Genomic DNA, 14,240 nt, shown 5'->3' on the forward strand with positions numbered 1-14,240 from the left:
ACTGGCCCCAGGCGCGATCCCCCACTCGCGCGCAGACCTGTCGCCGTGAGCCCGCCCCGCCATCATCCGCCGCGCCTGCACGCCTGGCTCGCCGACCACGGCCCCGGCAACGGCCTGCTGTCCGCGCTGCAGGCCGCCGCGGCGACCCTGCCGCACGCGCCCGAGGAAACCCTGGCCGTGCACGTGCTGACCGTGCTGCAGCCGCTGCGCGCCGATCCGGAGGTGCTGGCCGCGGCCGCGCTGCACCTGTGGCCGGCCCTGCGCGAGAGGATCGACGCCGACGCGCTCGGCCCGCGCCTGCCGCCGCTGCTCGAGGGCCTGGCCGCGGCCGACCAGGTCCGCGCGCTGCACCACCAGCGCGCGGGCAAGGGCAGCGCCGAAGGCCTGCGCCGCCTGCTGCTGGCCCTGGTGCGCGACCTGCGCGCGGTGCTGGTGCTGCTGGCGATCCAGCTGGTGCGCCTGCGCGAGGCCGGCACGCTGGAGCACGAGGCCCGGCATGCGCTGGCCGAACTCACGTCCGACATCTATGCGCCGCTGGCCAACCGCCTGGGCATCTGGCAGCTCAAGTGGGAACTCGAGGACCTGGCCTTCCGCTGGCTCCAGCCCGAGACCTACCAGCGCATCGCCCGCCTGCTCGACGAGAAGCGCGGCGACCGAGAACGCTTCATCGAGGACGCGATGGCGCGCATCCGCGCCGCGCTGGCCGAGGCCGGCATCACCGCCGACGTCGCCGGCCGCCCGAAGCACATCTACAGCATCTGGAAGAAGATGCAGCGCAAGGGCGTGCCCTTCAGCGAGCTCTACGACATCCGCGCGGTGCGGGTGCTGGTGGACGACATCCCGGACTGCTACGCCGCGCTGGGCCTGGTGCACCAGCTCTGGCCGTCGATCCCGTCCGAGTTCGACGACTACATCGCGCACCCGAAAGGCAACGACTACCGCTCGCTGCACACCGCGGTGATCGGCCCCGGCGGCCGCACGCTGGAGGTGCAGATCCGCACCCACCAGATGCACGAACACGCCGAGCTGGGCGTCGCCGCGCACTGGCGCTACAAGGAAGGCGGCGGCGCCGACGCCAGCTTCGAGCGCAAGGTGGCCTGGATGCGGCAGCTGCTCGAAGCCCGCGACGAGGGCGAGGACGCGCTGCTGGCCGGCTTCTCCACCGAACTGGTGGAAGACCGCGTGTACGTGCTGACGCCGCGCGGCGAAGTGGTCGACCTGCCGCGCGACGCCACCGTGCTCGACTTCGCCTACGCCGTGCACACCGAAGTCGGACACCGCTGCCGCGGCGCCAAGGTCAACGGCCGCATCGTCCCGCTCGACCACCGGCCCGCCACCGGCGACCGCATCGAGATCATGACGGCCAAGACCGCCGAGCCGCGCCGCGACTGGCTGATGGCGAGCAACCACTTCCTGGCCACCAGCCGCGCCCGCGACAAGGTGCGGGCCTGGTTCCACCGCATCGACCGCAGCCGCAACCTGCTGGCCGGCAAGGACCTGCTGGACAGGGAGCTGCGCCGCGTCGCCCTGACCCAGGCCGACCTGGCGCCGGTGCTGGCGAAGTTCCGGCTCGAAACGGTCGAGGACCTTTACCTCGCGCTGGCGCTGGCCGACCTCGGGCCCAGCCAGGTCAGCCGCGCGCTGCACGAGCACGCGCAGGCGCAGAAGGCACCGCCCGAGCCGGCGTCGCTGGTGTCCCGGCGCGCGTCGGCACCCACCGGCAAGGCGCCTTTCACCGTCGAGGGCGTGGGCAACCTGCTCAGCCAGATCGCGCGCTGCTGCCAGCCGGTGCCGGGCGATCCCATCGTCGGCTACCTCACCCGCGGCCGCGGCGTCAGCATCCATCGCGAGGGCTGCCCGGCGGCGCAGCGGCTGCTGGCGCGCCAGCCCGACCGCCTGCTGCCGGTGGAGTGGGGCGGGGCGCGTGCGGCGAGCTACGAGGTCGACGTCGTGCTGCACGCCTTCGACCGCAAGTGGCTGCTCAAGGACCTCACCAACGTCATCGCCCAGCTGGGCGTGAACATCCTCGGCATCCAGTCGCGGGTGGACGAAGGCCAGGGCCTGGCCGAGCTGCGGCTGGCGGTCCGCGTCGGCGATTTCGGCCAGCTCAGCGAGCTGCTGGGCCGGATGAGCGCGGTGCCCGGCGTGCAGGACGCGCGCCGCGTCGGCTGAACCACGGCAGTCGCCATTCAGGAGCCGCTGCTATCCTGCCGCCATGACCCTGCCCCCGACGCCATGAACGACCGCCGCGTCGACCCCGGCCAGACGCCGCCCCTGGGCGCCCTGGACCAACTGGACCTGGCCCCGGCGGCGCGCCGTCCGGCGCCGGTCGCGCCGACCGCGCGCGCCGCGCCGCGCCGCTGGCCCTGGCTGCTGGTCGCCGGCGGCGCGCTGGCGCTGGTGCTGGCCCTGGTGCTGATGCAGTGGCGCGAGCAGATCGGCCGCCAGCTGGTGCCCGAATCGGCGATCAACCGCCAGATCGAACAGGCCCAGGCGGCCCTGGCCCGCGGCGACCTGACCCGCGCCGACGGGACCGGCGCCCGCGAGCAGTTCCAGGCGGTGCTCGCCCGCGATCCCGACCACCTGGCCGCGCGCGCCGGCCTCAACGCCGTGCGCGATGCCGCCGTGGCCCAGGGCCGCGCGGCGCTGGCCGCCGGCGACCTCGACACCGCCGCCCAGCGCCTGGCCCTGGCCCGGGCCATGGCCGCGCCGGCCGCCGACCTGTCCCTGCTCGAACTGGAATTGCAGCGCCTGCAGAGCGCCGGCGCCGACCTGGCCGACCTGCTGGTGCGTGCCCGCGAGGCGCAGGCGGCCGGACGCATCGAACAAGTGCCCGACGGCGCCCTGGCGCTTTACTCCGACGTGCTCCGGCGCCAGCCCGACAACGCCATCGCGCTCGACGGCCGCCGCGAAATCCTCGCCGGACTGCTGGCCCAGGCCGATGCCGCCCTGGTCCGCGGCGACACCGACGTCGCCCTGGCCCTGGTCGCGCGCGTGGTCGAGTCCGACCCCAGCCACCTCGGCCTGCCGGCGCTGCAGGCGCGGCTGGGCGAAGTGCAGCAGGTGCGCCAGCGCGAGCGCGAACAGATCCTCGCCGAGGCCGCTTCTGCGCTGCGCGCTGGCCAGCCCGAGGTCGCCGCCGCCGCTTACCTGCGCCTGCAGGCGCTGGCGCCCGACGCCGTCGAGGCCCGCCAGGGGCTGCAGGATGCCGCGGCGGCCCAGGCCGCGAAGGCGCGTCGCGAGGCCGCCGACTTCGACTTCGAGGCCGCCGAGGCCTCGCTGGCGCGCGCGCGCGAGTGGGCGCCGGAATCCCCCGATGTCATCGCCGCCGCCGCCCGCATCGAGGAGGCCCGGGCCGCGCGCGCCGCGCTGCCGGTCGCCGGCGAGTCCGACCCGGGCCAGCTGCTGGCGCTGCTCGAGCGCGCTCGCGCCGCGATGCGCCGCGGCGACCTGATCGAACCGCCGGGCGCGGCCGCCTGGGACTTCCTGCGCCAGGCCGCCGCGCTGTCGCCAGACAGCGCCGACCTGCGCGACGCCCAGGCCGAATACGATCGCCGCGCCCGCGCCTGCTTCGAGGATGAACTGGCCGGCAACCGGCTGTCCGCCGCGCAGGCCTGCCTGGACGCGCGCGCGGTGCGCGAGCGCGGCGCCGAGGATCTTTCCGCGGACCGGCGCCGGCTGGCCGATCGCTGGCTGGCCTTCGCCGAAGAGCGGCTGGGCGCCAACGAACTGGCGCTCGCCCGCCGCGCGCTCGCCTCCGTGCAGGCGCTCGATCCCACCCATCCGGGCCTGGCGCCGCTGGCCGAGCGGCTGGCGCGCGCCGGCGGCTGAGGCCCCGGCTCCAACCGCCTGGTGTGGCGGCGCGCCGCGGCGGACGCAGATAGCGGCGGCCCGGCGGCCCGGCGGCCGTCCCGCCGCTAGCGCGGCGGCAGCGAGGCCAGCAGCGCGTCCAGGGTCCGCCGCACGGCGTCGCGCGAGAAGTGCCGGCGGGTATTCTCCTGGCCACCGCGCGACAGCGCGTCCCACAGCGTGGCGTCGTCGTAGAGCCGCAGCACGGCGTCCGCGAAGCCCTCGGCCTCGTCGGCCACCAGCACGTCCACGCCGTCGGTGAGGAACATGCCCTCGACCGCGCAGTGCGTCGCGACCACCGGCAGGCCCAGGGCCAGCGCCTGGTTCACCTTGCCCTTGACGCCCGCGCCGTAGCGCAGCGGCGCCAGCGAAATCCGCGACGAGGCGAGCAGCGGTCCCAGGTCGGGCACGTGGCCATGGAAGCGGATGCCGTCGCGCTCGCCCAACGCCGCGACGTCGGCCGGCGCATCGGCGCCGACCAGGTGCAGTTCGAGCCCGGGCCGCCGCGCGCGGATGCGCGGGAAGATCTCGTCGGCCAGCCAGTGCGCGGCGTCCACGTTCGGCGGATGCCGGTAGCTGCCGACGAACAGCAGGCCGTGGCGCTGGCCGTGCGGCGCGCCGCGTTCGCCGACGTCGTGGATGTTCGACACCACCTCGACGCGCGCGCCGGGCACCGCGGCTTCCAGCAGCGGCTTCTCGGCGGCGCTGACCACCCAGGTGGCGTCGCAGGCCGCCACCAGCGCCAGCTCGGCGCCGCGCGTGCGCTCGGCCGCCGCCTGGCGCGCCGGGTCGCCGGCCAGCCCGGCTTCGCGCGCTTCCCTCAGGTAGTGCAGGTCGACCGTGTCGAACACGATGCGCGCGCGCGGCGCATGCCGGCGAAGCAGCGGCAGCAGCGGCGACAGCACGTAGTGGCGGCTGGCGATGACCAGGTCGAAGCGGTGGCCTTCGGCCTTGAGCCAGCGCGGCACGTCGGCCAGGTACGGCGTCCACCAGGCCTCGACGCCCAGCTGCTGCAGCGCGCGGGTGTAGTCGCCGTCGTGGCTGCGGTCCTCGTTGAAGAAGCTGACCGCGCAGCCCGCCTCGCGCAGCAGGCGCAGCAGCGCCAGCATGCGCACCGAGCCGGAGTCGCGGTCGGGATGCGGCGTGCAGGCGTCCAGCACCAGCACGCGGTGCCGGCGCCCCCGCTCGCTGGCCAGCACCGGATCGGTGCCCGGCGGCGCGTGCGTCGCCGCGAGCACCTCGCGCCAGCGCGCCAGGAACTTCACCTGGTTGGTGGCCTGGTGCTGCTTGACGCCCTGCGTCGGGTCGGTGCCCGAGCTCACGCCTTCGTGGTGCACCACCACCGAGGCGGGCTGGTAGCGGACCCGATGGCCGGCCGCGCGCACGCGCATGGCCAGGTCGGTGTCCTCGTAATACGCCGGCGCGTAGTGCGGGTCGAAGCCGCCCAGCGCTTCGAACAGCGACCGCGGCAGCGCGATCGACGCGCCCGAGCAGTAGTCGACCTCGCGCACGAAGCCATGGCGCGGATGCGCAGGATCGCCGAAGCGGCCGTAGTTCCAGCCCGAGCCATCGGCGAACACGATGCCGCCGGCCTCCTGCAGGCGGCCGTCGGGATACACCAGCTGGCTGCCGGCCAGGCCGGTGTCGGGATGGGTCTCGAAGGTGTCGAGCAGCGCGTCCAGCCAGCCCGGCTGCACGGTGGTGTCGTTGTTGAGGAACACCAGGAACTCGCCGCGCGCCGCGGCGGCGCCGGCGTTGCAGGCACCGATGAAGCCCAGGTTGCCGGCGTTGCGCAGGTAGCGCAGGCCGGGCACGCCCGGCAGCACCTCGGGCGTGGCGTCGGTCGAGGCGTCGTCGACCACGATGACCTCGAAGGGCGTGCGGTCGCCGCAGGCCGCCAGCGCGTGCAGGCAGGCGAGGGTGTAGTCGAGCTGGCCGTACGCCGGGATGACGATGCTCGCGCGCGGCGTCGCCACCGCGTCGAGCTTCAGCGGGCGCGTGCGCAGGTCGGCCGCGGGCGGCGCGAACGCGGGCGGGCCACCGCGGCGCGCCTGCCGGCGCTCGCGGATGCGCTGCCAGGTGCCGGCCAGTCCGCGCGACCGCAGGCTGGCCTGCACGCGCCCGGCCACCACGCGCAGGTGGCGCAGGCGGTAGGCCAGCGCCAGCCACTGGTTGCCCAGCGCGCCGGCCAGCGCGCGCGGCAGCGCGGTGGCGCGCCAGCTCTTGCTGGCGAACACGCGCTCGAGATGGGCCTGCGCTTCGTCGCGCTGCGCCACGGCAACGTCGCGCTGGCGGGTCAGGTCGAGGCGCTCGCGATGATGGTCGTCGCGGGTCGCGGCCAGCGTGTGCTCGCTTTGCGCCAGCGCGGCGCCCAGGCCGTCGAGGGCGTGGTCACGTTGGGCCAGCGCCTGCGCCAGCGTCGCGGCGCCTTCCTCGGCGGTCGCCAGCGCGGTGCGCAGCGCCTGCAGGGCCTGGTCACGTTCGCCCAGCTGGTCGGCCAGCCGGGCGGCTTCGCCGGCCTGACGCTCGTGCGCGGCGGTCATCGCCGCCAGCGCTTCGGCGTCGGCGGCCCGCTGCGCCGCGAGGGTGGCCACCTGGGCGGCGAGGCCGTCGCGCTCGCTGGCCAGCGCGTGCGCTTCCGCGGCCCGCGCCTGTTCCGCCAGCCTCAGCTGGCCCAGTTCGAGCTGTTCGCGATGCGCGGCCTGGGCGCGCGCCTCCAGCTCGTGGCGCGCGGCGGCCAGCGCCGACTGTGCCTGCGCGGCCTGGCCGGCGAGCGCGCGCGCGACGTTCTCCGCGGTGGTCCGGCGCAGGCTGTCCGGTGTCGCCGGCGACAGCCGCAGCGGCGCCGCCGCGCCGGGCAGGCGGTGGCGCCAGGCCTCGGCCATCTCGGCCAGGCCGGGCTGGCGCGGCGGCGGCAGCGCGCGCTCGCGTTCAAGCAGGCGCCGGTCCGCGGCCAGTCCGGCCAGCAGCGCATTGACCTGCGCGGCGACCGGCGGCAGCACCCAGCCACGCCCCAGGGCCGCGAGCCGTTCGGACGGTGCGCCGGGCGCGGCGCACAGCACCGGCAGGCCCAGCGCCAGCACTTCCGACAGCATGTAGCTGAAGGTCTCGGGCACGGTGGACGGCAGCAGCGCAAGGTCGGGGGCGATCCGCGCGACTTCCTCGGCGAGCTCGGTGTGGACGTAGTCGAGGATGACCGTGACGTCACTGCGGCCCCAGAACGCGCCGCCGCGGTAGCCGCTGCCCAGCAGCACCAGCTCGACGCCCGCGGGCAGGTCGGCCAGCATCGCCTCGAGAAGGCGCTCGCCTTTCTCGCCGTGGATGCGGCCGGGCACCAGCACCCGCAGCGGTGCCCCGGGGCGCGGCGGCGGGGGCGGCAGTCGCGGCAGGGCCGTCACGCCGTGCGGCAGGATGTCCCAGCGGGCGTTCGACAGCACCGGGGCGATGGCCAGGAAGCGGCGGCGTGCGAACTCACTGGGAGCCACCAGGCCGATGCCCTGCGCCAGCACGGTGGCGATGAAGCCCGCGCGCAGCGCCATCCACTCGCAGCCGTCGCGGCCGCGGAAGGGGAACGTGGCGTCGACCCGCGCCAGGCCCCGCTCCAGCGCCGGCAGGTCGAAGGGTTCGGTGGCCGGGTCGCGGATGTCGTGCAGCAGCGGCCACAGCGGGAATACGTCATGGGTGCAGACCGCGGTCGGCAGCCCGGTGCGCAGCAGGTCGAGGCCCAGGCCGATCAGCGAGGACACCAGCACGGCGCCGACGCCCCATTCGTGGATGATCTCGTCCAGCACCGCGCACAGCTCGGGCGAATGCTGGCTGCAGTCCTCGATCGGCTGCGACAGGGTCCAGGTGCGCAGCGGCGGCGCGTCCAGGTCCAGGTGCAGGCACAGGCGGCGGCCGAACGGCGGCAGGTCGTTGTCGCCGCGCGCCACCAGCAGCAGGTGCTGGCGTGCGTCGTCGGCGGCGGCCAGGTCGCGCGCGAAGCGCTCCACCCCGCCGCCCCAGTTGTGCAGGGCGTGCAGCAGCACCGGCCGCGCCGACGAGGCGCCGGCGGCCGCGGTGCCCACGCGCAGGCGTTCGCGCAGCACGCGCACCGGTTCGGGTTCGGTGCCGGGGTGCGGCGCGCTGCGTCCGCCGGCATACAGGCAAGGCAGCAGCCCCGGCCGCAGCGTGTGCGGCTCGGCGGGTTCGCGCGTGGCCAGCGCGTCGCCGCGCCAGAGCGAACACACGTTCGACCAGCCCTGCCAGGCGAAGCTGGCGTGCTCGCCCAGGCTCCAGGCCAGCGCATCGCGGCGCGCGGCCGATGCCTCGGGCTCGAACAGGTCCCAGCCTTCGTCGAGCGCCGACACCACGTCCCAGTCGCCGCCCGCCAGCGCCGCCTGCAGGCGCTCGCCGGCATCGGCGGGCAGCGAGGCGTCGGCGTGCACCAGCAGGACGTCGCGGCCCGGGTACTGTTCGCGCGCTGCATGCAGTGCGGCCAGCGGCGTGGCGGCGACCTTCGCCAGGCGCGGCCAGGCCGGCCCGTCGCCCGGTCCGGTCGTCCCCGGGCCGTCGGCCCAGGTGCTGATCACCGGAAGGGAAGGGGCATCCATGCGCTGTGTTCAGTCTCGGGTGGGGTGTGGGTGTGGCAGCCTGCTAGACTCGCCGCACCTCCGGATTATCCATGTCCGTGCCTCGTAACGCTTCCCCCAAAAATCCCGGACCACCTACCGCCGGCCCGCGCTGGCGCCGCTGGCTGTTGCGCGGCGCCCTGCTGGCGCTGGGACTGGCCGTGGGCATCGGCGTGCCGGTGTTCTGGGTGCTCGACAAGCAGGTCCGGGCCGAGTTCGAGCAGCTGACCTGGCAAGAGCCCACCCGCGTCTATGCCCGCCCGCTGTCGCTGGCGCCCGGCGAGCCGCTGGACGCGGCCACGCTGGAGCTGGAGCTGGCCGCCTCGGGCTACCGCAAGGACGCCGGCGGCGACCTGCCCGGCACCTACCAGCGCCAGGACGGCAAATTCCGGATCGCCACCCGCGCCTTCACCGACATCGACGGCCCGGTGCCCGCGCAGAAGCTCGACCTGGTGCTGGCGCGCGGACGCATCGCCAGCGTGGCCCAGCGCGGCAGCGGCCAGGCCCTGGCCAACGCCCGGCTCGATCCGGTGCGCATCGCCACCCTCTACGGCGGCAACCTGCAGGTCGAGCGCCGGCTGGTGCAGCTCACCGATGTGCCGCCGCTGCTGGTCACCGGCCTGCAGGCGGTCGAGGACCGCAACTTCAAGCACCACCACGGCATCGATCCCTGGGGCATGCTGCGCGCGATGTGGGTCAACGTGCGCGAGGGCGAGCTCGAGCAGGGCGCCAGCACCCTCACCCAGCAGCTGGTGCGCAGCCTGTTCCTGACCCGCGAGAAGCGCTGGAGCCGCAAGTTCCGCGAGATCTCCTATTCGCTGATCATCGAGGCCCGCTACGACAAGCAGCGCATCCTCGAGGCCTACTTCAACCAGGTCTACATGGGCCAGCAGGGCAACCAGTCCATCCACGGCATCGCCGCCGCGTCGGAGTTCTGGTTCGGGCGCGAGCTGGCCAGCCTGCGCACCGAAGAGATGGCTTTGCTGGTGGGCATGATCAAAGGCCCTTCGGTCTACGACCCGCGCCGTCGCCCCGAGGCCGCCCGCACCCGCCGCGACCTGGTGCTGGGCGTGTGGCAGGAACTGGGCCTGATCGACGCCGACACCGCCCGCCGCGCCCGCGAGGCGCCGCTGGGCGTCAGCAGCCGGCCCGGCGTGGCCAGCAACCGCTACCCCGCGTTCATGGACCTGGTGCGTCGCCAGCTGGCCCGCGACTATCCGGCCGACGCCCTGCGCGGCGCCGGGCTGAACGTGCTGACCACGCTGTCGCCTTCGGCCCAGCAGCTGTCCGAACAGGCCGTCAGCGGAACCCTGGGCCGGGTCCAGAAGAAGGACGGCCCGGCGCTGCAGGCCGGCATGGTCGTCACCGACACCGGCACCGGCGAAGTGCTGGCGATGGTGGGCAACCGCGCCGCGGGCCAGCCCGGCTTCAACCGCGCGCTGGAAGCGCAGCGGCCGGTGGGCTCGCTGCTCAAGCCCATGGTCTACCTGCTGGCGCTGGCCCAGCCCGATCGCTGGTCGCTGGCGACGCCGGTGGAGGATGCCCCGGTCACCGTCACCCTGCCCAACGGCAAGACCTGGAGCCCGGGCAATTCCGATGGCCAGAGCCACGGCCGGGTCAGCCTGCTCGATGCGCTGTCGCAGTCCTACAACCAGGCCACCGTCCGGGTCGGCATGGACGTCGGTCCGGACCGGCTGTCGGAGCTGCTGAAGGTGCTGGCCGGGCTGCGCGCGCCGGCGAATCCTTCGCTGATCCTCGGCTCGGTCGACCTGAGTCCGTTCGCGATGGCGCAGGTCTACCAGTTCCTGGCCTCGGGCGGCGAGATCCAGCCGCTGCGCGCGGTGCGCGGCGTGGTCGACCCCAAGGGCAGCGCGATCAAGCGCTACGATTTCGACGCCGCGCCGGCCAAGGAGGGCGACGCGGTCGCCGCGCGCCTGGTCACGCTGGCGCTGCAGGACACCGTCGCCAACGGCACCGGTCGCGGGCTGCTGGCCGACGGGCTGGGCCACCTTCGCGTCGCCGGCAAGACCGGCACCAGCAACGACAGCCGCGACAGCTGGTTCGCCGGCTACACCGGGGACCATCTGGCGGTGGTGTGGGTGGGCAACGACAAGAACGAACCGACCGGCCTGTACGGCGCCACCGGCGCGATGCGGGTCTGGTCGGCGCTGTTCGCCAAGCTGCCGAGTGCGCCGCTGGACGTGGGCATGGGCGGGCTGGAGTGGGGCTGGGTGGACGCGGCCGAGTTCGCGACCACCGAAGAGGAATGCGAAGGCGCGCGGCGCTACGCCTTCGTCGCCGGCTACCTGCCGGATGAGCACGTGAGCTGCGTCAAGCGCAGCTGGCTGGACTGGTTCCGCTTCGGCGGTGATGACGACGCGCGCGATGCGGGCGATCAGGACGATGGACGCGACGAGCGACGAGACCGTCGCCGCGGGGATTGATGCGATGAAAGCGCTTTGGGTGATCGGTCTGGCGGTGTGCCTGGTGGGCTGCGGCGGCGGCACCGGCGGGGCGCCGGCCAAGCGGCCGGCCAAGGCCCGCGCCGACGTGGTGGCGCTGGTGGCCAGCGTGCGCGAGGCCGGCGTGCAGGGCGTGGAGCTGGAAGTGCAGCCGCTGCGCGACCCGCAGGTCGAGGACCTGCGCCACCGCGCCGAGGCCGAGGAGGCCGCCGGCGAGTATGTCGCCGCCAACGCGACGCTCGACCAGGCCCTGGCGCTGGTGCCGGGTGACCCCGACCTGCTGCAGTGGAAGGCCGAACTGGCGCTGCTCCGCCGCATCTGGAGCCAGGCCGAAGCGCTGGCGAACCAGTCCTACGAGAACGGCCCGCGCCTGGGCGGCCTGTGCCGCCGCAACTGGACCACGATCCGGCATGCCCGCCGCCTGGCCGGCAACGCCGAGGGCGCCGAGATCGCGCGCCGCCAGGTCGATGCCTGCACGGTGGCGCCGCCGGTCCGGATGTAAGTGGACGACCTGGCCGAACGCACGCGCGCGGCGCTGGCCGAGGGCGGGCCCCTGGCGCTGGGCCTGGCCGGCTACACGCCGCGCCCCGCGCAGGCGCAGCTGGCCGAGGCGGTGGCCCAGGCCATGGACGGACGCGACGTGCTGATCGCCGAGGCCGGCACCGGCACCGGCAAGACCTATGCCTACCTGGTGCCGGCGCTGCTGTCGGGCCAGCGCACCATCATTTCCACCGGCACCCGCGCGCTGCAGGACCAGCTTTACCACCGCGACCTGCCGCGCGTGCGCGAGGCCCTGGGCGCCAGCCTCAAGACCGCGCTGCTCAAGGGCCGGGCGAACTACCTGTGCCATTACCGGCTCGAGCAGGCCAAGGGCGAGAAGTTCGCCACCCGCGAGGTCGCCGCGCAGTTCCAGCGCGTGGTGGCCTGGGCCGGCCGCACCCAGCGCGGCGACCTGGCCGAACTCGACGACATCGCCGAGGACTCGCCGCTGTGGCCGCAGGTCACGTCCACGGCCGACAACTGCCTGGGCGGCGAATGCCCGTTCTGGAGCGAGTGCTTCGTCGCCAAGGCGCGGCAGCAGGCGCAGGCGGCCGACCTGGTGGTGGTCAACCACCACCTGCTGCTGGCCGACCTGGCGATCAAGCAGGAAGGCTTCGGCGAGATCCTGCCCGGCGCCGCCGCCTTCGTGCTCGACGAGGCGCACCAGCTGCCGGAGCTGGCCTCGCAGTTCTTCGGTGAAGGCATCAGCGCCCGCCAGCTGATGGATCTCTCGCGCGACGCACTGGCCGAGTGCAAGCACGTCACCGCCGCGCTGGCCACCGTGCTGGGACCGGCGCGCAGCGTCGAACAGGCGATGCGCGAAGCCCGGCTGGTGATGGAAGGCCTGCCCCAGCGCGGGCCGATGGCGCGCCTGCTGGCCCAGCCGAAGTTGCCTGGCGCCTTGGACATGCTCGAACACGCGCTGTCGGAGCTGCGCCAGGTGCTGGGCGCGCTGTCGGACGCCTCGCCCGGCTTCGCCGCCTGCGGCGACCGCGCCGCCGAACTCCACCGCCGCCTCCACGCCTGGCGCCACCCCCAGCCCCACCCGTCCGAAGCCAAGGCGCCAGAAGCAAATGAACCAGGTTCATTTGCCGGGGGGCCCTCCGGCTCGGAGCGAGGGGACACCGGCCCGGCAAATGAACCTGGTTCATTTGCTTCTGGCGGCGATGGGAGGGTGGGGTTCGCGGTGCGGTGGTATGAGCTGACGGCCCGCGGCTTCACGCTGCAGCGCACGCCGCTGGATGTGTCGGGGCCGCTGCGCGCGTACCGGGAAAAGAGTCGCGCGGCGTGGATCTTCACCTCGGCGACGATGGCGGTGGCCGGCGACTTCCGCCACATCGGCAAGCGCCTGGGCCTCGACGCGCCGCGCGAGCTGCTCCAGCCCAGCCCCTTCGACTGGCCCCGGCAGGCGCTGTGCTACCTGCCGCGCAACCTGCCCGAGCCCAACAGCCGCGAATTCCTCGATGCCATGCTCGACGCCGTCTGGCCGGTGCTGGAGGCATCGAAGGGCCGCGCCTTCCTGCTGTTCACCTCGCACCGCGCGCTGCGCGAGGCGGCCGAGCAGCTGCGCGACGGGCCCTGGCCGCTGTTCGTGCAGGGCACCGCGCCGCGCAACACGCTGCTGGAGCAGTTCCGCGCGTCGGGCAACGGCGTGCTGCTGGGCGCCGCCAGTTTCTGGGAAGGCGTGGATGTCGCCGGCGAGGCGCTCAGCGTCGTGGTGATCGACCGCATTCCGTTCGCGGCGCCGGACGATCCGGTGCTCGAGGCGCGGCTGGACGCCGTGCGCCAGGCCGGCGGAAATCCCTTCCGCGACGAGCAGCTGCCCCAGGCCGTGATCGCGCTCAAGCAGGGCGTGGGCCGCCTGATCCGCAGCCACCTCGATCGCGGCGTGCTGGTGCTGTGTGACCCGCGCCTGGTTGGCAAATCCTATGGCCGGCTGTTCCTGGACAGCCTGCCGCCGTTCCCGCGCACGCGCGCCCTGGCCGACGTGCAGGACTTTTTCACGGCACAATCCAGCGACGACGACACCGACGAAACCGACGAGGCCCTGCCGTGAAGCTGCTCGCCATCGAAACCAGCACCGAGGCCTGTTCGGTCGCGGTGTACGTGGACGGCGAGGTGCGCGAGCGCCACGAGCTCGCGCCGCGCCGCCACACCCAGCAGGTGCTGCCCTGGGCCGACGAACTGCTGGCCGAAGCCGGCCTGCGCAAATCGCAGCTCGACGCCATCGCCGTGGGCCGCGGCCCCGGGGCCTTCACCGGCGTGCGGCTGGCGATCGCATTGGTGCAGGGCCTGGCCCTGGCGCTGGACCGCCCGGTGCTGCCCGTGTCGACGCTGGCGGTGCTGGCCATGCAGGCGCCGGGCGATGACCGCCTCGCGGCCATCGACGCGCGCATGGGCGAGGTGTACCTGGGCGCCTTCCGTCGCGACGCCGATGGCCTGGTGTCGGCGACCGGCGACGAGCGGATCGTGCCGCCGGCCGCGGCCACGCTGCCGGCGGGCGAGGTGCACGGCGTCGGCACCGGTTTCGGCGCCGAGCAGGGCGCACTGGTGGCGCGCCTGGGCGCCCGGCTTCGCGGCTTCGATGCGAACGCGCTGCCGCACGCCGCGGACCTCGCCCGCCTGGCGGCCCGCGCCTACGCCCGCGGCGAAGCCATCGCGCCCGACCTGCTCGAGCCCGCCTACCTGCGCGACAAGGTCGCCCTCACCCTCGCCGAGCAGGGCAAGCCCAAGCCGTCCCTGTAGGCGCGCCTTCAGGCGCGAAGCCCTTCGCCGAAAA

At 74.4% G+C, this 14,240-nt stretch carries 7 protein-coding genes; 6 read left to right on the forward strand and 1 reads right to left on the reverse strand.

Translation table 11 applies throughout. The features are described 5' to 3' along the window. The first annotated feature begins 75 nt into the window (after window positions 1-75). Both VFQ84_RS08145 and VFQ84_RS08150 read left to right on the forward strand, forming a co-directional pair. The gene (locus VFQ84_RS08145) at window positions 76-2,172 is read left to right on the forward strand and encodes a bifunctional (p)ppGpp synthetase/guanosine-3',5'-bis(diphosphate) 3'-pyrophosphohydrolase (protein WP_414637016.1); all 2,097 of its coding nucleotides are present in this window, start codon (window positions 76-78) and stop codon (window positions 2,170-2,172) included. A 63-nt stretch (window positions 2,173-2,235) separates the two neighbouring features. Next, window positions 2,236-3,831 carry a hypothetical protein gene (locus tag VFQ84_RS08150; RefSeq protein WP_325131060.1) on the forward strand — a complete coding sequence of 532 codons (1,596 nt, stop codon included), beginning with the start codon at window positions 2,236-2,238 and terminating at the stop codon, window positions 3,829-3,831. 86 nt (window positions 3,832-3,917) lie between these two features. Here VFQ84_RS08150 and VFQ84_RS13935 read toward each other — a convergent pair whose 3' ends face one another. Continuing rightward, a complete protein-coding gene (locus tag VFQ84_RS13935) occupies window positions 3,918-6,029 on the reverse strand; it encodes a glycosyltransferase (RefSeq protein ID WP_414637017.1) in 2,112 nt (703 codons plus the stop codon). Between the two features lie 2,483 nt (window positions 6,030-8,512). Here VFQ84_RS13935 and mrcB point away from each other — a divergent pair. From mrcB to tsaB, 4 genes are read left to right on the forward strand one after another with little or no spacing between them, the layout of a single operon-like run. Next, the gene (gene mrcB, locus VFQ84_RS08160; protein ID WP_325131063.1) at window positions 8,513-10,903 is read left to right on the forward strand and encodes a penicillin-binding protein 1B; all 2,391 of its coding nucleotides are present in this window, start codon (window positions 8,513-8,515) and stop codon (window positions 10,901-10,903) included. Further along, entirely contained in the window at window positions 10,863-11,423 is a 561-nt protein-coding gene (locus VFQ84_RS08165; protein WP_325131065.1) for a tetratricopeptide repeat protein, read from the forward strand. Before mrcB ends, VFQ84_RS08165 begins: the two co-directional genes overlap by 41 nt. Then, window positions 11,424-13,517 (forward strand): ATP-dependent DNA helicase, encoded by a 2,094-nt coding sequence (locus tag VFQ84_RS08170; protein WP_325131067.1) that lies wholly within the window; start codon window positions 11,424-11,426, stop codon window positions 13,515-13,517. Continuing rightward, window positions 13,514-14,206: a tRNA (adenosine(37)-N6)-threonylcarbamoyltransferase complex dimerization subunit type 1 TsaB gene (gene tsaB / locus VFQ84_RS08175; RefSeq protein ID WP_325131069.1), complete on the forward strand. Its 693-nt coding sequence runs from the start codon at window positions 13,514-13,516 to the stop codon at window positions 14,204-14,206. The genes VFQ84_RS08170 and tsaB overlap by 4 nt, the downstream gene beginning before the upstream one ends. The last annotated feature ends 34 nt before the right edge of the window (window positions 14,207-14,240 follow it).

The organism is Arenimonas sp., from assembly GCF_035721105.1.
GTDB lineage: Bacteria > Pseudomonadota > Gammaproteobacteria > Xanthomonadales > Xanthomonadaceae > Arenimonas.